General features: G+C 63.1%; 17 protein-coding genes. 4 read left to right on the top strand and 13 right to left on the bottom strand.

The annotated features are described in order from the left end of the window. Positions 1-267 precede the first annotated feature (267 nt). On the top strand, positions 268-480 hold the full coding sequence (locus tag C935_RS0105535; RefSeq protein WP_018861523.1) for a CsbD family protein: 213 nt from the start codon (positions 268-270) through the stop codon (positions 478-480). A 35-nt stretch (positions 481-515) separates the two neighbouring features. Here the strand turns inward: C935_RS0105535 and C935_RS0105530 are convergent, their stop codons facing one another. Together C935_RS0105530 and C935_RS0105525 are read right to left on the bottom strand one after the other, a co-directional pair. Then, entirely contained in the window at positions 516-1,256 is a 741-nt protein-coding gene (locus C935_RS0105530; RefSeq protein ID WP_018861522.1) for a Crp/Fnr family transcriptional regulator, read from the bottom strand. Positions 1,257-1,507: 251 nt separating this feature from the next. Further along, positions 1,508-1,954: a PRC-barrel domain-containing protein gene (locus C935_RS0105525; protein WP_018861521.1), complete on the bottom strand. Its 447-nt coding sequence runs from the start codon at positions 1,952-1,954 to the stop codon at positions 1,508-1,510. 620 nt (positions 1,955-2,574) lie between these two features. Between C935_RS0105525 and C935_RS0105520 the strand changes: the two genes are divergently transcribed. Further along, positions 2,575-3,279, top strand: a complete 705-nt coding sequence (locus C935_RS0105520; protein ID WP_018861520.1) for a GGDEF domain-containing protein — start codon at positions 2,575-2,577, stop codon at positions 3,277-3,279. Position 3,280: 1 nt separating this feature from the next. Here the strand turns inward: C935_RS0105520 and C935_RS0105515 are convergent, their stop codons facing one another. From C935_RS0105515 to C935_RS0105495, 5 genes are all read right to left on the bottom strand, one after another. Continuing rightward, positions 3,281-4,000 carry an OmpA family protein gene (locus tag C935_RS0105515; protein WP_018861519.1) on the bottom strand — a complete coding sequence of 240 codons (720 nt, stop codon included), beginning with the start codon at positions 3,998-4,000 and terminating at the stop codon, positions 3,281-3,283. After that, a complete protein-coding gene (locus C935_RS0105510) occupies positions 3,997-5,565 on the bottom strand; it encodes an EAL domain-containing protein (RefSeq protein ID WP_018861518.1) in 1,569 nt (522 codons plus the stop codon). The genes C935_RS0105515 and C935_RS0105510 overlap by 4 nt, the downstream gene beginning before the upstream one ends. A gap of 312 nt (positions 5,566-5,877) precedes the next feature. Continuing rightward, a complete protein-coding gene (locus tag C935_RS0105505) occupies positions 5,878-6,294 on the bottom strand; it encodes a hypothetical protein (RefSeq protein WP_018861517.1) in 417 nt (138 codons plus the stop codon). Between the two features lie 199 nt (positions 6,295-6,493). Next, entirely contained in the window at positions 6,494-7,474 is a 981-nt protein-coding gene (locus C935_RS0105500) for a pentapeptide repeat-containing protein (RefSeq protein ID WP_018861516.1), read from the bottom strand. Then, a complete protein-coding gene (locus C935_RS0105495) occupies positions 7,471-8,460 on the bottom strand; it encodes a patatin-like phospholipase family protein (protein WP_018861515.1) in 990 nt (329 codons plus the stop codon). The genes C935_RS0105500 and C935_RS0105495 overlap by 4 nt, the downstream gene beginning before the upstream one ends. A 96-nt stretch (positions 8,461-8,556) precedes the next feature. Between C935_RS0105495 and C935_RS0105490 the strand changes: the two genes are divergently transcribed. Next, the gene (locus C935_RS0105490; protein WP_026278664.1) at positions 8,557-9,495 is read left to right on the top strand and encodes a DUF523 and DUF1722 domain-containing protein; all 939 of its coding nucleotides are present in this window, start codon (positions 8,557-8,559) and stop codon (positions 9,493-9,495) included. Continuing rightward, positions 9,488-10,972, top strand: a complete 1,485-nt coding sequence (thiI, locus tag C935_RS0105485) for a tRNA uracil 4-sulfurtransferase ThiI (RefSeq protein WP_018861513.1) — start codon at positions 9,488-9,490, stop codon at positions 10,970-10,972. The genes C935_RS0105490 and thiI overlap by 8 nt, the downstream gene beginning before the upstream one ends. Before the next feature lie 9 nt (positions 10,973-10,981). Here the strand turns inward: thiI and C935_RS0105480 are convergent, their stop codons facing one another. The 6 genes from C935_RS0105480 to C935_RS0105455 all read right to left on the bottom strand — a co-directional run bounded on the left by C935_RS0105480 (position 10,982) and on the right by C935_RS0105455 (position 17,209). Further along, positions 10,982-11,989 (bottom strand): MDR family oxidoreductase, encoded by a 1,008-nt coding sequence (locus tag C935_RS0105480; RefSeq protein ID WP_026278663.1) that lies wholly within the window; start codon positions 11,987-11,989, stop codon positions 10,982-10,984. Next, positions 11,976-13,289 carry a GspE/PulE family protein gene (locus C935_RS0105475; protein WP_018861511.1) on the bottom strand — a complete coding sequence of 438 codons (1,314 nt, stop codon included), beginning with the start codon at positions 13,287-13,289 and terminating at the stop codon, positions 11,976-11,978. The genes C935_RS0105480 and C935_RS0105475 overlap by 14 nt, the downstream gene beginning before the upstream one ends. A gap of 56 nt (positions 13,290-13,345) precedes the next feature. Continuing rightward, positions 13,346-13,663: a hypothetical protein gene (locus tag C935_RS0105470; protein ID WP_018861510.1), complete on the bottom strand. Its 318-nt coding sequence runs from the start codon at positions 13,661-13,663 to the stop codon at positions 13,346-13,348. A 53-nt stretch (positions 13,664-13,716) separates the two neighbouring features. Then, the gene (locus C935_RS12715) at positions 13,717-14,502 is read right to left on the bottom strand and encodes a bifunctional 2-polyprenyl-6-hydroxyphenol methylase/3-demethylubiquinol 3-O-methyltransferase UbiG (RefSeq protein ID WP_051074681.1); all 786 of its coding nucleotides are present in this window, start codon (positions 14,500-14,502) and stop codon (positions 13,717-13,719) included. 285 nt (positions 14,503-14,787) lie between these two features. After that, a complete protein-coding gene (locus C935_RS0105460; protein WP_018861508.1) occupies positions 14,788-16,668 on the bottom strand; it encodes a bifunctional diguanylate cyclase/phosphodiesterase in 1,881 nt (626 codons plus the stop codon). Beyond that, the gene (locus C935_RS0105455; protein ID WP_018861507.1) at positions 16,661-17,209 is read right to left on the bottom strand and encodes a heme NO-binding domain-containing protein; all 549 of its coding nucleotides are present in this window, start codon (positions 17,207-17,209) and stop codon (positions 16,661-16,663) included. Before C935_RS0105455 ends, C935_RS0105460 begins: the two co-directional genes overlap by 8 nt. Positions 17,210-17,216: the final 7 nt, after the last annotated feature.

Below are 17,216 nucleotides of genomic sequence, written 5' to 3'. Positions count from 1 at the left end.
TCTGTACGGTGGCGTACACAGAACGTGCCTATTGTTTACCGCAAACCGAAGAAGCTCAGTATGACCAGCACAATCACAATGAAGCCCACGATCCAGATGATGTTGTTCAGCATGAGATAAGGCCTGATTCCGGGAATGGAGATCCGGAAGCTACATCGGGAGGGGGCGAGTGTCTGTGCGTGGGCGCACAGACCACGTCCGGAGGGCCTGCCTATACTCGAAATAAGGTCGGCAATGCCGCCGATCACCACTATGGGAGAACCAAGCATGAACTGGGATATCGTCAAAGGTAACTGGAAGCAGTTCAAGGGCAAGGTCAAGGCACGTTGGGGAAAGCTGACTGACGACGAGCTTGAAACGGTGGCAGGTAAGCGCGAAGAACTGGCAGGGCATATTCAGGAACGGTACGGCGTCACAAAAGATGAGGCGGAACAACAGATCAAGGAGTTCGAAAAGAAGCTGGATCGGGAGAAGCACTGAACAGCCAGGGAGCGCCAGCGCCGGGCGCGCCTCCTTCAATAATGCTGCGTGGTAGCGGGCTCATCGAGGAGACGGCTGTACTCGCGGGCAATCACCCGATAGCACTCGCAGCTGCGTGCCTCAAGTCCCGGGCGATCCAAGATGATGAGACGCCCGCGGTGGTAGGTGATCAGGCCGGCCTTTTGCAGTCTGCCCGCGGCCTCGGTGACGCCTTCGCGCCGAACACCCAGCATGTTCGCGATGAGTTCATGAGTCATGATGAGCTCTCGACGCGGGGCCCGGTCATCACTTAGCAACAGCCATCGGCAGAGCTGCCGCTCCACCGAATGGTGGCGGTTACAGGCGGAGGTCTGCGCCATTTGTGTAAACAGCGCCTGTGTGTAGTGCAGCATCAGGCGCTGCAGTTCGCCCCCTTGCGAAAAGACCTCTTTTACGATGGTGCTGCGAATGCGGTAGGCATGGCCTGGCATGCGCACTGTGGCCCGGGTAGGAGTCGTATAGCCGCCCATCAGCAGCGAAATTCCGACCAGTCCCTCACGGCCTGCCACCGCGATCTCGCCACACTTGCCGTCTTCCATCACGCACATGAGAGCGACAATGGCCTCGGTGGGGAAGTAGACGTAATGGGTTTCCTCGGCGGATTCGTACAGGCTGGCCCCTTGCGGCAACAGCGCCGACTTCAGATGAGGGCGCAGGTAGTCGTATTCGCTGTCGGGCAGGGCCGCGAGCAGTCCATTGTCGAGGGGCGATAGCCCGATCGGTCGGGGTAGGGGCACCGGCAGGTCCGTTTGTTTTCCGGGGGAAGTGGAAAGTCCGAAAGATTCGGATAATGAATGACTTCAGCATAGCCGCTCGAGCAATGCCGAACCCCCGCGGTGGCGACTGAAATCTTCCAGACGCGGGCACTATTTTGCTGTTAAGCCGATTGGCTCAGCCGCGCCCGATCGTGGCGACCGGCGGGCCCGATGCAGTGTGAAAACTAATCCCGAGGGAGAAAGCCCCCTCGGGACTGGACGCAGGGTCCTGTCTAGTCGCGCTCGTACTCGGGCGCCTCCTTGAGCGTGTCTTCATCCATGTCAATGTAGAGCTTGACCTCGTCGTTCTCGGTCGACCGATCGATACGGTCCCAGGCGATGGCCACGTCCTTCTCTCCCATGCCGAGGACGCCTCCCGTACCGATCACAACGGCGACGATCCGGCCGTCCTGGTCGATGACCAGGTCGTTGATCTCGCCGATTTCTTCATCGCTGTCTCGACTATGAACCTTCTTGTCCATCAGGTCGGAGGCATGCAGTCCCTGCGCGGGCATCCGGTCGATATGGGGCGCATCGTTGCGATCGTTGGCAGCCTGTTCCTCCATCGCATTGCCGTCATTGGTGTCCATCTCGTGCTCGGCCGCCATCGCGTTGCCGATGCCAAAGGCGAGCACGGGAATCATCGCAGTGGCAAGTTTCAGTGATGTGAATCGGTTCATGGCTTGACTCCTCAGAAGTATCCGGCCTCAGGCCGGGGGGTTTTGATGTCACGCCGACCGCAAGGGCATGCAGGCCCCACGATTCAGGCGTATCGCTGATACTGGGAGGGGCGACAACAGGCGTCTGTACGCTGAACCACAAACACGGTGCGAGGATCCTTGTGTATCGGCGCGGAGATCGCCGGGGTTCGTGTGTCGCGAGCCTTTTCTATACTGCTGCGCTCTGTACACATTTTTTTCGGAATGCAGTGCTAGTCTCAGGATAAAGACCGGCACTCTATTGCCCGGCGATCCAAGGGGCGCCGATGACGCTTGTCCAGATCAGTGGCCTTCGCAGCCAATGGCCTCGGCTGGGTCTGGGTGCGCTGTTGTTGCTGTTATCTTCGGGGCCTGACTTCGCGGCACCGGATCCACAGGACGCAGCGTCTCTAAACCAGCATTGCCTCGTGCAGGACGCGCAGATGATCCGACGGGGTTCTGGATCACCAGAGCGGAAAGAACGAGCGCTTGCGGATTGGCTTCCACCCGACGAGGCGACCGGGGTATCCCGCCGCCAGTCCGTTACCAAGAACATGGGGCTCGGCGGATCGAACAAGAAGGCTTGGAACCGGCCTCAAGGCGTGGTCTACAAGGGGAGCGGTGATCCGGACGACAAGTGGTGGTACCGCATTGCGATGATCGCGGTGGGTACGTTGCTGCTGGTCAGCCTGCTTCTGGCTCACTACATGCGTCTGAACCGTCGCTTGCGCCACGAGGCCACCCTGCGCCAGGAAGTGGAGGCGGTGCTGCGAAAACAGCAGGACGAGCTCGTGCGGCTGGCCAATACGGATCCGTTGACCGGCGTCTGGAATCGTTTGAAGTTCGAGAGTGAGGCGAGCCACGAGATCGCACGTGCCGAGCGTTACGACCTACCGCTGTCACTCATTTTTCTGGATCTGGACTATTTCAAGAACGTCAACGATCGCTACGGGCACGCGACGGGCGATGCCACCCTGCGCGAGATGTGCGAACGCATCAGGGGCAGCCTTCGGGAGTCGGACCTGCTATGCCGCTGGGGTGGCGAGGAGTTCCTGGTTCTGGCGCCACACGCGGATCTGGACCGGGCGGTATTGCTGGCGGAGAAGCTGCGACAGGCCGTTGAGGCTAGGCCTGGCATGCACGGTCAGCCGATGTCGATTAGTCTCGGCGTTGTGTCGCGAGAAAGCGGGGATTCCCTGGAAGACCTTGTTCGCAAGGCCGATGTGGCCCTATACCGAGCGAAATCCCGCGGTCGAAATCGTGTGGAGACCTATCGTCCCGGAGAGCCACCTGAAGCCGTGCCCTGAATCAGGTGGCGGCAAGCGGCTCGATGCGCAGTTCCACCCGCCGGTTCAGGGCCTGCCCCTGTAACGTATCGTTGTCGGCAATTGGGCGATCCGGGCCGTAGCCGATGGCAATGATGCGAGTTTCCGCCACACCCTGGTCGTGCAGGTGACGCCCGACCGAGAGGGCTCGTTGCTCCGACAGGTGCTGATTGAATTCGCGTGCGCCGGTGGAATCCGTATGTCCGGCGATCGTGATTAGACTGGCGTCGTACTCGTCCAGTACCCGCCCCAGAATACCGAGGATCGGAGCCATGTCCGGGTGGATCTCCGCACTGTTGGTCTCGAAGGCCTGGCTGCCCGGAAACGTCAGGGTGATGGCGCGGTCCGCGCGGTCAAGGTCGACATCCCGACCCGCCAGTTCCTGGCGCAAGCGGGCGGTCAGGACATCCATGTAGAAACCGACGCGGTCCAGGGCCACGGACTCATGACCGTCGTCGAGCAGTTTCTGGCGGCGTTCCACAATGGCCTGATCGTCGGATGCAAGGTAGACCACGTTACGGCTGTATCCGTCCGAATTGTCCCCGGTGCTGCCATTGTGCGCTTCCGCCGCTCGTTCAGGGAGCGGTTCGGCCGCGGGCTCGCTGGCCGTCGTACCGGTTTCGCGGGCCGGCATCAAGCCGCAGCCGGTCAGCAGCACCACAGCCATGGTGGCGAGGATGTTGCGGTGGAGGTTCTCGCTCACTTCGATTCCCCGGATTGCTGGCACCAATTGCGAAATGCATCCGCCGTGAGGGGTCGGCTGAAACGATACCCCTGTCCAAATCCGACACCCTGCTGGCGCAGCCACTCGACCTGATGACCGGACTCGATGCCCTCCGCGACGATATTCAGCTTGAGCGAGCGGGCCATTACGATGATATGACTAATGATGTTGCTGGTCACCGCTTCATGGCCGATCGCATCGGCGAAGGTCTTGTCGATCTTGAGTGTATCCAGTTCGAAGCTTTCTAGATACGAGAGGCTGGAGTACCCGGTGCCAAAGTCGTCAATGGCGATGCGATGGCCGCGAGTGCGCAGTGCCTTGATCCGCTGGCGTACGTCGTCCGTATTAAGCAGGGACCGTTCCGTGATCTCCAGCTTGATGGCGCAGGCGGGGACCCTGGCGTTCTCCAGTTCGCGCTCAAGCGCCTCGCTGAAGCGGGTGGAGGCCAGGTCCTGCCCGGTGATGTTCAGGTTGACCGGGCAATCCGGGCGGTCGCGAAGCTGGGGCCCCAGTTCGCGGAGAACGCAGCGCAGGATAGCGAGTGTGAGATCCGTTCCCTGCTCGGTTTCCTCCGCCAGTGATACGAACACATCCGGACCAATGGTTTCATGGTTCTCGCGGCGCCAGCGGGCAAGGGCTTCGGCGCCCTGACAAGCGCCAGTCTCCAGATCGACAATGGGTTGAAACACCACCTGCAGCTGGTCGTGGGCGATGGCCTCGCGAAGTTCCGAGGCCAGGCTGAGCTGGTGGCGGAAGTACCGCAGGATCAGAAAAAGCCACAAGCCCACCAGTGTCAGTCCCAGAGAACCGACTCCGGCTAGTGTCGGCAGATACCGCTGCCAGAACTGGGCCATCGGCTGCACGGCGATGATATCGATTGGGAAGAGTGTTCCCAATGACGTTCGGCTCACGACTCGCTGCTCAGCGCGATCCACGGTCAGGCCGGGTTCAAAGGCGTGGTAGTTCGGGAGGACTGCCCCGGAGGGGTGCGCAACCATGGGCATGGATTCGACCCAAAGTCCGACTTTCTGATCCTCCAGCAAGCCCGGGGTCAGCAGCAGGCGTGGGTCGATCGCGACGTCGTATTGGCCGTATCGCATCAGGAACAGCTCTACCCCGCCCACTTTGGTGGAGGGCCCGGGCCACCAGGCCACGACTCCGCTGTCATAAATGCGACTGGCCTGGGGTGGGGTCAATGCATCGCCCTGTACAAAGCCGGCGCCACACTCGCGCTCCACAGCGCGCCAGTACCCGACGGCACGGATGTAGGGCCGTGACATTGCGGCATTCTGGAGCTTGTTCAGGTGCTCCGTGGAGCAGGGTGTCGCTTCGATCGTGTTGAGTTTGTCCAGCAGATCGCGTGTGTCGATGATGGCACGCTCGGTCTGCTCGCCCAGGCGCTGTGACAGCTCATCCAGGCGCTGTTCTTCCGCGACCACGGACCCTTGCCATAGGTACCAGCCGAGGAGGAGGAGCGGGATCAACAGCCCCAGAACCGTAACACCGAAAACGGCAAACAGCACTTTGTCGCGCCGTGAGGCCATGGCGTGCCGCCCTCCGAGGAGCTCGAATAGCCGGGATTTCAGGAGTGTAGCACGGGGTTATTGCACCCTTGCGGGAATTACGTGGAACGTGGTGGCAGGCCCGTATTTCGGGAGACCGATGATGGACACAAGAACCGTTGACCAAACAACCTCGGGGCAATCCCTGAGCCAACACGACGGGATATCGGCTGCTTGTGATTGCTGCTCCTGCGAGGCGGAACCCTACTGGTGGGGTGTCGCTGCGGAAATGGGGATCGATCCGCAGTCGGAGAAGCCGAACCGGGCGGCAATGGCCGCCCGGCCGGGAGGTGATTACTCCACTTCTACGGAGCCCTCGGCACCACCTTCGGCACCGGCTTCTGCGCCGCCACCGTCGTCGCCTTCGGCTTCGCCGCCAGCTTCGGCCCCGGCACCTGCATCGGCACCAACGCCGCCACGGGCATCGCCGTCCTGACGGACATCACCGCTGGCGCCGGCATCGCCGCTCGCGCCGGCACCACCCTCGGCACCCGGGGCCTGGCCTTCGGCCGCTGCACCGCCGGCGGTCCCGCCGCTGGCTTCGCCGCCCATTTCGGAGCCGCCGGCGGCTCCACCGCTGGCTTCGGCACCGGTCTCGGCGGCACCTTCGGCAGCCGCCCCCAGGTTTTGCGCCTGTGCGGTGGCGAGGCCACCCAGTGCGAACATCGAGGCGAGGGCAAAGGCAATTGCAGTCTTGCGATAGCTATACATCAGTACAACCTCCTGTTTCGAATTTAGGAACGGTACTTCCGTGCCTCGCGACCGACCCGCCATCGGCTCGTGTCGGTCTGCGTATGTCAGGTTTTAGCTTTCAGATCCGGGTGGGCGAAAGGGGAGGTGGGGCAAGGTGGGACGACACTCACATGAGGAGGTGGAGGAATCGAAACTCCATCACTCTAATGGAGCGCACTCAGTCGTCAGTGCTGGATTCGCAATGACCGGTGGAGCCCGCGCGGCAGACGCGCCCGTCGGTCCATATCGCGCGGCCCAGCTGGACGCCACTGAGCTGCGCTCCCGCCAGATCGGCCCCGCTGAGGTCGGCGTGACGCAGGTCCGCACCCTCGAGTCTTGCGCCCTGCAGGCGGGCACCGCGCAGATCCGCTCCAGTTAGCAGGGCACGGGACAGATCGGCCCCCTCCAGGCGAGCCCGATCGAGGCTTGCGTAGCGCAAATCGGCCTCGGTCATTTGCGCGCGCTCCAGACGGGCCGCGCTCAGGCGAGTGTCATAGAGGCTGGCACGGGTCAGGTCGGCGCCGCGCAGTGGCGCGCCAGCCTTGTTGCAGTAGTTCCAGTTCACCGAGGGGCCGGGCGGAGCCGCACAATCCGGTGCCGGCGTGGCCTCCTGTTGAAGGGCGAACCACACCAGAAGCCCCGCAGCCAGACCCAGCGCCAGCCCAGAAACGATCCAGGGGCGAGGGCCCCGGATCCATCTCTGCCATGGAAAGGGCGTCCGATCGAGCAGATCGGCCCATAGTTGGCGATGGCTCTGGGTTTCCAGGTTTTCGGGGCAGCGACGATCGCCCCGGCGCTGCTCGCGGAAAATGGGTTCGGAGGCACGAGATCGTCGTTCCCGCAGGCGCTCGTCCTCGCGCAGCCGGGCCCGTTCCAGCCGCTCTTTTCCTCCTGGGGCATCGGCCATACGGACTTCTTCGGGGATCAGGTGGGGGCGTTCTGCAATCTGCACCCAGAATTGCCGGTCCTGGCTGATCTCGTCCTGCACGGTCAGGCGCCCGAGGATCAGGAAGCGTCCGATCTGGCGCGCGGGATACGGTCCACAGACACCTTCCGGACGGCGCAGGAACCACTGTTCGTAGCGTCCCGAGCCGGGTGATGCGGGATTGCGCGTAGCCTCGTTGGCCGTGCCCGGTGTATCGGAAGGGGGCGGTGTCACCGGTCGGGTCCCCGATCATCCGAGCGTGAATCGCCTGGCTGCCAGTCCCTCAGGTGCTGGCGCAGTTCTGCCGCGCTGGGTTGGGCTGCATCCAGGATCAGATGGATACGGTTGAAATGGAGCAGTTGCGCACCGCCGGTATCGGGCGCGAGATAAAGATCCGGTTGTTCACGTCGGATCATCTCGCGGATCAGTGACTTCTGCATGATGCTGAAGGTCTTGAACAGGAGGTCGGTCAGCCCGGGCAGCGGTTGCTCGGCGCTGTTCCAGGCGCCGGACACATCCACCGCGATGACGATGTCGACCTTGTCCCGGAGCAGGTCGTAGGGCAACGGGTTGGAGGCCCCGCCGTCGATTAGCAGGCGGCCGTCATCCGATGGTACGGGTTCGAACAGGCCGGGTACCGCCATGCTCGCCGCAATGGCCGGAAAGAGCTCGCCGTCCTGGAGGGTGACGGTCTGGCTGGTCCAGTAGTCGGTCGCCACCACGGTCAACGGGATGCGCAGGTCGTCGAAGGTGCGGATGGGGGTGTGCGCAGCGAGAAAGCGCAGAAAGGTATCGGCGTCCAGCAGGGCGTTGCGTCCGAGGCGCAGGGGAATCAATTCGAACAGCTCGAGCTCCGACCGTGCCAGACGCGACAGGGCATCCATCTCCGAGCCGGCAAAGTCGTCAAAGATGTCGAGGATCTCCTCGGCGCTGAGGCCGGCGGCATACAGACCTCCAATAACTGCGCCGATACTGGTACCCGCAACGTGGTCCGGTTGCAGGCCGAGGTCGTCGAAGGCCTGCAGTATCGCGATATGCGCCAGACCGCCCGCACCTCCGGAGCCCAGAGCCAGGCCGATGGTGGGGCCGCCATCGGCGGCAGGCTCGGAATCGTCCGCGGTGGCGGGCATTGCGAGCAATGCCACCAGCACGGCCATCAGCAGGCTCGCCCCTGAGCGGGCCCACTGGATTCGGTGCAGGAGGGATTTGATCACGGCCACGCGGATGCTCCGGCAGGTACTGTCCGCAGTATAGCGGTCGGTTTTCCACGCCAGGGCTTGCTACCCTGAATCTCCAGCCCATCACCCGCATGGCCGATGAACGCGCAACCAACCCCCACTCTCGGCGTTTCGCAGTGTCTGCTGGGTGAGCCCGTGCGCTACGACGGGGGGCATCGGCGAGAAGCCTTTCTGGTTGAACGGCTGGCTGGCCATGTGGCCTGGGTTCCGGTTTGTCCGGAGGCGGTGCTTGGGATCCCGCGTGAGCCTATGCATCTGGTTCGCGAAAACGGCGTTCTCGCGCTGCGTGGAAACGCGTCGGGAACGGACTGCTCGGAACCTGTGCACTGGTTTGTCCAGCAGTGCGTCACGACGCTCGCGAATGCCGGGCTCGACGGCTACGTACTCAAGGCACGGTCGCCCAGTTGCGGGCTGCAGGTGCAGGTGGCCAACGAGACAAATCCCTCTGCGGGATTGTTCGCTGGCGAGCTGGTCGAGGCCCTGCCGGATCTACCGCTGATCGAGGAAGATGCGCTGGCCGCGCACAACACCCGCGAGGCTTTTCTCGAACGCGTGTTTGCCCATGCGCGGGTCCGCGCACTATTTGCCACGCCGTGGACCCCGGCGGATCTGGTGCGTTTTCATACGCGGGAAAAGATGCTCCTGCTCAGCCATGATCGTGCCGGCTATGACCAACTGGGGCGCTTTGTCGCGCAAGCGGCTACGCAGCCACAGGAGGACGTGGCAAGGCGTTACAGGCGGCGGTTTATGGGGGTGCTGGCCAAGCCCGCTTCGGTCGGCCAACATGTGAACGTGCTTCAGCATGTGGCTGGGCACTTTCGCGATCGCCTGGATCCATCCCGCCTGACGGCGCTGCATGAGGCGATCGATGCCTGCCGGCAAGGCGAGCACCTGGTGCGAGACCTGTACGCACAGATTCGTGCCATGGCTCGGGAACTCGATATACGGTGGGTGGGCGAGCAGAGCATTCTGACCCCGTTTCCCCAGGAACTCCTGACCGAAGAGCTTCATGACTGACGTTGCCACGATCCCGATCATTGTCCGGCTGGCCCCGGAGATCCACCTGAAGTCCCCCAGTACCCGGAGGCACTTCACGCGCGTCCTGAGGCGCAACCTGAAACGTGCACTGATCGGGATTCCGCATGATCTGCGTACCCATCAGGGCCGTCTGGTCCTCTATACTCCGGAACCGGAGGCGGCGCAGTCAGTTATTCGAAAGACATTCGGGATCAGTACCTTTTCGCCGGTAGATGTAGTTCTGCATGAAGTGTCGGTCGATCGGCTTTGCGAGGTCGTGGCCGATCGATTTACCGAAACGGTGCGCGGACGCCGGTACGCGGTACGCTGCAAGCGCCACGGTCGCAAGAACATCTCGGCCAGCGATGTCGAGCGCCGAGTGGGCGCGGTGCTGGATGGACCTGGTCGTGTGGATCTCGACCACCCTGAGGTCGTCGTCCGCATCGATCTGGACCGTGACCAGGCCTGGATCTATTCGAAGCGCGAGCCGGGTGGGGGTGGATTGCCGCTGGGCGTGCAGGGACGTGCCATGGTCCTGATCTCGGGCGGGTTCGATTCCGCGGTGGCGGCCTGGTACATCATGCGCCGCGGGACGGCTGTCGATTTTGTGTTTTGCAATCTCGGTGGGGCCGTGCACGAGGAGATGGTGCTCGCGGTCTGTCGCCGCCTGGTCAGTGCCTGGGGCGCGGGCATTCGTCCGAGGATGTTCAGTGTAGACTTTTCGGGGGTGGTCGAGGACCTGCGAGCGCAAATCCCCGGCGATGCCTGGCAGATCGTGCTGAAGCGGCTGATGTATCGGGCGGCCCTTCCCATCGCCCACGAGCGCGGCGCGGAGGCGCTGGTCACGGGTGAGGCGCTTAGTCAGGTGTCTTCCCAGACGCTGTCGAATCTGCAAACGATCGATGCGGTGGCGGATCTCCCGGTGTTGCGGCCACTGATCGGCTTCGACAAGACGGAAATCATGAATCGCGCTCGCGCAATCGGCACATTCGAGTTGTGCGAAAAGGTCCCCGAGTTCTGCGCGATTGCGAACGAGCGGCCCATGGTGACCAGCAAGCGAGCACACATCGAGGGTATGGAACGTGCGCTCAGTGACGACTGCCTGAAGCGTGCCGTTTCCGAGGCACGGGTGCATGACCTCGGTGCGCCAGAGCGACCGGAGCAGGACCGCACAAGCCCGCTGCTGGTCGACCGGATTCCGGAGGCAACGGAGGTCATTGATTGCCAGCCGCCGGAGTTCTATCGGGACTGGCATGTTCCGGGTGCGGTCAATCATCCAGCGGACGAGTTCGCAACGAGCTTTGTGCATCTGCCGCGCGACCGTTCGTATGTGCTGTACTGCTTTCGCGGTACTCAGTCCGCGATACTGGCCGAACGCATGCGCGCCGCAGGCTACGATGCTCGGGCGTTCGCGGGTGATGTGGCCAGGCTTCGCCGGCTGTGGGGCCAGCAGCCCGTGACCGAGGCGGATGCCTGAGAGCGCTCGTCAGCCGTCTTTTGGAGTGACGAGGACGCGTCCGCGGACCTGGCCGGCCAGCAGCGCATCCGCGCGCTGCGAGAGCTGTGACAGACCAACCTCTTCCGCCAGGCAGCGCTCCAGTACCTCCGTTGTCAGCAGGTTGCCGATGCGCTGCCAGACCCGTTCGCGGTCGTTCGCCGGATATTGCACAGAGTCAATGCCCTGGAGCCGAATGCCACGCAGCAGGAACGGGATGACCGTGGTCGTTAGTTCGGTACCGCCCGCGAGTCCGCAGGACGCCACCACGCCGCGCGTCTGTGTCTCGGCGAGGGCGTGGGCAAGGGTGTCGCCACCCACGCTGTCGATCACCCCCGCCCAGCGTTCTGACAGCAACGGGCGGGAAGGCCGCGCGGCAAGCTCGGCTCGGGACATGATCGACCGGGCCCCCAGGGCCTCCAGGTGTCCGGCGTTGTCCGGCCGCCCGGTAACCGCCGTGACGGCATAGCCCAGGGCCGAAAGGAGTGCGGTCGCCAGGTTGCCCACACCGCCGGAGGCACCGGTGACCAGAATTGGGCCCCTCTCGGGCGTGATCGCGCCCTGTTCCAGTGCCTCGACCGCCAGCATGGCGGTGAATCCGGCCGTTCCCACAATCATCGCGCCACGGGCATCCAGGGTGGCCGGGATAGGTGTGAGCCAGTCGCCGTTGACACTGGCGTACTCTGCGTAGCCACCCCAATGGCGTTCGCCGACATGCCAGCCGGTCAACAGAATGCGATCCCCTGGCCCGTAGCGGGCATCGCGGGATTCGCTCACGGTGCCCGCCAAATCGATCCCCGGGACGTGGGGATACTCCCGCACCAGGCGACCGAGACCGTTGATGACCATGGCGTCCTTGTAGTTCAGCCCAGAGTGCTCAACGGCGACAAGTACTTCCCCTGCGGAGAGGTCGACGGTGTTCAGAGCGACTACCTCGGCGCTCGGTCGCGGATCGCCTTTCTGGAGCAGAAGCGCGTTGAAAGTGTCAGTTGAGGTCATGGTGGATTTGTAACCGACGGTTTGGCGATGTGTGGTTCCGGTATGGGGAGAGCAAGCCCGCGCGAAAGAGTTCGTCGCAGGTTGTCAGGCCCCGTTCGGCCTTGTCCATGCCGTCATCAAGGAGCCTGCGCTGGCCCTTGTCGAACAGGCGTTGCCGGAGCCCCCGATCATCGTGGTGATCAAGGATAGCCGCGGCGTCATCGTCGTCGAGGTACCAGACCTCGAAGATGCCGATTCGGCCATGGTAGCCCAGATTATTGCAGGCCGAGCAGCCGTGCGCGGCCCAGACCGATTCGGGTGCCTCGCGTCCAGCGATGCCGAGCCACTGTCGTTCCCGGTCGCTCGGCGGCCGGCGCTCCTGGCAATGTGGGCAGAGGCGTCGGACGAGGCGCTGCGCGATCACCAGCTCGAGGGTTGGAGCGATCTCGAAGTCTTCAAGGCCCATATTGCGCAAGGAGGCGACCGTACCGACTGCATCGCGGCTGTGCAGGGTGGCCATCAGGGAACGTCCGCTGTTGGCGATATTCATGGCGCCGCGGGCGGACCCACCGTCGCGGACCTCGCCGACCAGCACATAGTCCGGATCGAGTCGGAGCAGCGTCTGGGTTCCGCGTTCGAAGTCCAGACCCTGGTCGCTGTTGATCTGGATCTGATTCACGCCGGGGACGGCGTACTCGACGGGGTCCTCGAGCGTGATGATCTGCTGTGGCGTCTGGCCAATCTCGTGCAGCAGGGCATAGAGCGTCGTTGTCTTGCCGCTGCCTGTGGGGCCGGTGACCAGCAGCACGCCGCCGGCGGTTTGTGTCCATTGGCGGATCGCCTCGACTTCCGCCCCCGGCAGCCCCAGGTCGCCCAGATCCTGAAAGGCATCCGGCTCGGACAGGATACGGACGGCCAGCTTGTCGCCACTGACGCAGGGAACCGTAGTGACTCGAAGATCCAGATGCCCCGTGTCTTCGTTGCGCCATGCAAGACTGCCTTCTGCCGAGGTCAGGGTTGGCATTGGGTCCAGACCGGCGAGGGTCTTCAGCTGATTGGCCAGAAGCTCGCCCAGTCCTGGCTCGAGGGTGGTGGCATCCACCATCAGGCCATCGATGCGCAGGCGAATGCGGTAGCCGTGGGGTTCCGGGTCGAGGTGGATATCCGAGGCGCGGACGGCGACGGCGTCCTCGATCAGGGCATGGGCCTCGAGACGGCCTTCCGCGTGTTCGTCCTCGTCGAGGTACTCGCTCAGGCTTGGAACCAGGTAGGGTTTGAGTGCGCGCCCGTCGCCGGGCGCTTGGCGGAGGGATTCCGGCATTCAGCCCCCAGTGAAAGGATTGGGGAGGGCGCGATCCCGGTCGGGACCGGCAAGAGCTACCGTTGCGGGCGCTCGCGCAGCTCGCTCGCGGAGCGGGTCACCTGCGCTTCGCGGTCCAGCATGATCAGGGCCTGGGTTTCCTCGGGTTCTTCGCTCGCCAACTGGTCCCCTTCGACGCCGGGCGGAGGACTTTGAGGGCGCATTTCCATGACCTGTGCGAGGGTGGGTAGTTCGACCCTGGACATTACCTCGGCCGCGGCGTCCTGGGCCTGCGGGTTCTGCATCGTCAGCACGAAGCCGGTCGCGAGCACAAGCAGCGACAGGATAAACGGATGCTGTTGTTGAGCCGTATGTAGCGGACGCGTATCGAACATCGATGCAGCCTAGTGAGGATCCTGTTTCATCGACAATACCCGCGGGAGCGGGTTCATTCAAGAAACCCGCTCGGGTGGCGAACGTCGGCGCAGGCGACCTTGCGGCAGACGAGGAAGACCTCGCCCACGTCTTCGGTCGGGATCATGCCCGGGTAGAGCTGAAGTGGCTTTTGCCGTTTCAGGGCCAGCGGCATGAAATAACGGTTGTAGTAATGCATGGCCGTGTCCCGATGATGCAGCAGGAACCACATGCCGAGGCGGGTAAGGAGTGACGAGCGGGGCTTCATGCCGAAGACGCCGCTCTGGTCGATGGTAAGACCGTGGCGTTCCAGCAACGCGAACAGGCTGTTGGGCGTGTAGCGGCGATAGTGACCGACGATCTCGTCGAAACGGGTCCAGTACTGTGGATGGAGCGGCGTCGAGAGCAGGATGCGCGCGCCCGGTGCGGCGACACGCGTTAGTTCACGCATGGCCTGTTCGTCGTCCTCGACGTGCTCGATGATGTCGAGCGCGCAGATCAGGTCGAAGCGACCATCTTCGTAGGGCAGGTGGCCGATTACTGCGGACTCCGTATGCCCCCCTTCGGTTCGCAGTGTGCGCAGCGCGGGTTCGCTGATGTCGGCGAAGTGAGTGCCGGTTATGGGCAGTCGTGGGCGCATTCCGGGCCCGACTTCTAGCCGCTCGCAGCCTTCCCGGCTGAGTCGGCAGACGAGCGGCCACGTATTGAATTGATCGGGAGGCACCAGGCGCGAGTCTTTCCACAAGTCATTGTAGAAACGACGATTGGTGTCGAGCAGCCGATCGTGGTCGGCCGTATGCGGTGAGGCGGGATCTGGCAAGCCGATTTCCGGAGCGAGTAATGTGCAGAAAGTATAGGGATTCCATACAACCCCATGGCGGATACCCGGGGACGCATGTGGAAAGCTGTGACGAGGTCCCGGGTTTCCAGGGAAGCACTGATCAATGTATCCGCGCGCGCACGAGTCGCTTTTTTGTGCGAAAAAGAGGCAGTGATCACTGTGCAGTTATTCTGCGCAAGCGAGCCGCAACGCTGTTCCCGCGCTTGTTGTTATCAAGAACGAGCGGCCGAGCCCCTTCGGGGTTGGTGGATTGATCAGTGTTCCCTAACAGGATTTTGGCAGTAGAGGGGTGAGTGCGTCTGCCTGCATGGCCCGCCCAAAGTAATAGCCTTGGCAATAGGTGCAGCCCATGGCCGCCAGCATGTCCGCCGCGTCGGGGTGTTCGATGCCTTCGGCGGTCACCTGCAAGTCCAGCGCTTGCGCCAGACTAATGATGGAACGCACAAGATTCGTGTAGTAAGGGTCCTGTCCAAGGGGTTGCACGAAGCTCTTGTCGATTTTGAGCGTGTCGAGTCGCAGCCACTGGAGATAGCCCAGCGACGAGTATCCCGTACCGAAGTCGTCGAGCGCGATATGCACTCCGCGCTCGCGAACGGCGGCGATCCGGGCGCGGATGCTGGAGTCTCCCGCGAGGTAGACGTTTTCGGTGATTTCAAGACAGACGCAGTCGGCGGGCAAGGCGGTTTCGGACAGGGCACGGTCCAGTACCGTTAGAAAGTGGTCGCGTTTGAGTTGGACTGGCGAGACGTTCACCGAGATGCGCTGGAAGTCATGGCCGGACGCGCGCCAGTCGGCAGCCTGCTGCAAGGCGGTATTCAACACCAGGTCGCCAACGTCCAGCATCAAACCGAGTTCTTCCAGTATAGGAACAAACTGATCAGGCCCGGGTGCACCGGGGCGCTGCCAGCGCAGCAGAGCCTCGGCGCCGACAATGCGCTGGCTCGGCAGGTCCACGATGGGCTGAAACCAGGGCACCAGCTCGCCGTTTGCCACTGCGGTGCGGAGTTCCTGCTCCAATTCGCGACGGCGCGCGCTGCGCTCCGCCAGAGCGGGATCGTATACCGTAAGGCGTGCCCCACCTTCACCCTTGGAGCGTTGCAGGGCCATCTCCGCGCAGCGGGTGAGCACTTCCGCGTCGTGGGCGTCGCCGGGGAATACCGCCACACCCGCGCTCATGTGTGGGTCGAAGCCTTCGGGGACGTGTGCGGAATAGTCCCGGTACAGGGCATTCAGCACGCGCTGACATAGCCCTTCGACATCCATGGAGGAGTCAACCCCGTCAAACACCACAACGAACTCATCACCACCAATGCGCGCAGCAGTGTCGGTGTCGCGAATAACGGTGCGCAGGCTGTTGGCCAGCGCTACCAGGAATTGGTCACCCGCCTGTTTGCCGACCATGTCATTGATGTCGCGGAAACGGTCGATGTTCAGAGCCAGAACCGCCACACATTGCTCGGCCCGCCGGGCGCGCCGCAGCGCCAGGTCGAGCCGGTCGAAGAACAGGGCGCGATTGCCCAGCCCGGTGAGGCCATCAAAATAGGCCATGTGCTCGATCACTTTGCGGTCGTGCTCCCGCTTGTACACATGTCCGAGTGCCTGGGCGATCCCCTCGATGACCTCACGGCTGAGGTCCGGGTCGATATCCGGGGTGTCGGCGAAGGCCTCGATCAGGCCATAGCAATGGCCATGGACATAGATGCTGCAGATACAGCAGCGAACCGGGTCGTTGGGCGATTGGGCAGCGAGCCCAAGCTGGCTTTCGATGCCGCTGGCCGAGTCCAGTAGTACCCGACCTGCGGGTGTAGGTTCGATCGCACCATCCTGTGCGGGGAGGTTCAGCTCGGCAATCCGCCGCAGGTGTCCCTCCGGGTTGCGGTAAAGGGCATGGCCGCGCTTCCAGACGGTGTGGGCGGCGAGCTGCTGCAGCCCCTGAGCCGTGGTGTCTTCCAGACTGTCGCTGGCATTGGCCAGTCGCGTGACTTCCAGGATGGTTGCGAGCTTGATCTGTTCTCGATACAGGCGCCGGGTAGCGTCTTCGGCGATCCGCTCGGCTTCCTGCCGAGCCTGCCGCTCGCGATGCAGGCGGCGATCACGTTGTGCCGTCGCAGCCCTTGCATCCTCTTGGTGGTGCGGGTCAGCCAACGCGCGGCTCGATATGGATCTGGAAATGGCAGCGGGTGTCGCCTCGATGCTGGCACTCGGGGTGATCGACATGGACGGTTTGCCCGTAGCGATCGCCAGTGCCCAGCATAAGCCCGTGTGCCAGTGAGCAAAGTCCGCGTTCGGAACGGTAGTCCATCGACAACTCGTGGGGTCCAGTTTGCTCACAGTCAAACACAGGGACTTGAGCGCCCGGGTAGAGTTTCACGACCTCCGGGTGGATCACGTCGTTCAGGGCCTGGAGAAGCCCCATCGAATCGGGGTAGGGATCGAATACACCCGGGTAGGCCTGTTCGAAGCGCGGAAGCATCTCGCGCCCGATCCATTGCAGACAGTCGGAGGTATCGAGGCCCGTGATCTCGCAGGCGGCGCTGACAAGTCGCATCATCTCGTCATCTTCGTAATTCCCGAGCGAGGTATAGACGCCGCTGACTTCCGCCCTGCCCAGGACGTCGTCCCAGCCAGCCTCGCCGTAGTGTTCCGTCACGATATCTTCAAGGACGTTAAACACAATGCCTTTCATTCCATTG

The organism is Thioalkalivibrio sp. ALJ3, from assembly GCF_000377205.1.
Lineage (GTDB): Bacteria > Pseudomonadota > Gammaproteobacteria > Ectothiorhodospirales > Ectothiorhodospiraceae > Thioalkalivibrio.
The sequence above is the reverse complement of the archived record's forward strand: the minus strand, read 5'-3'. Positions and strand labels throughout refer to the sequence as shown.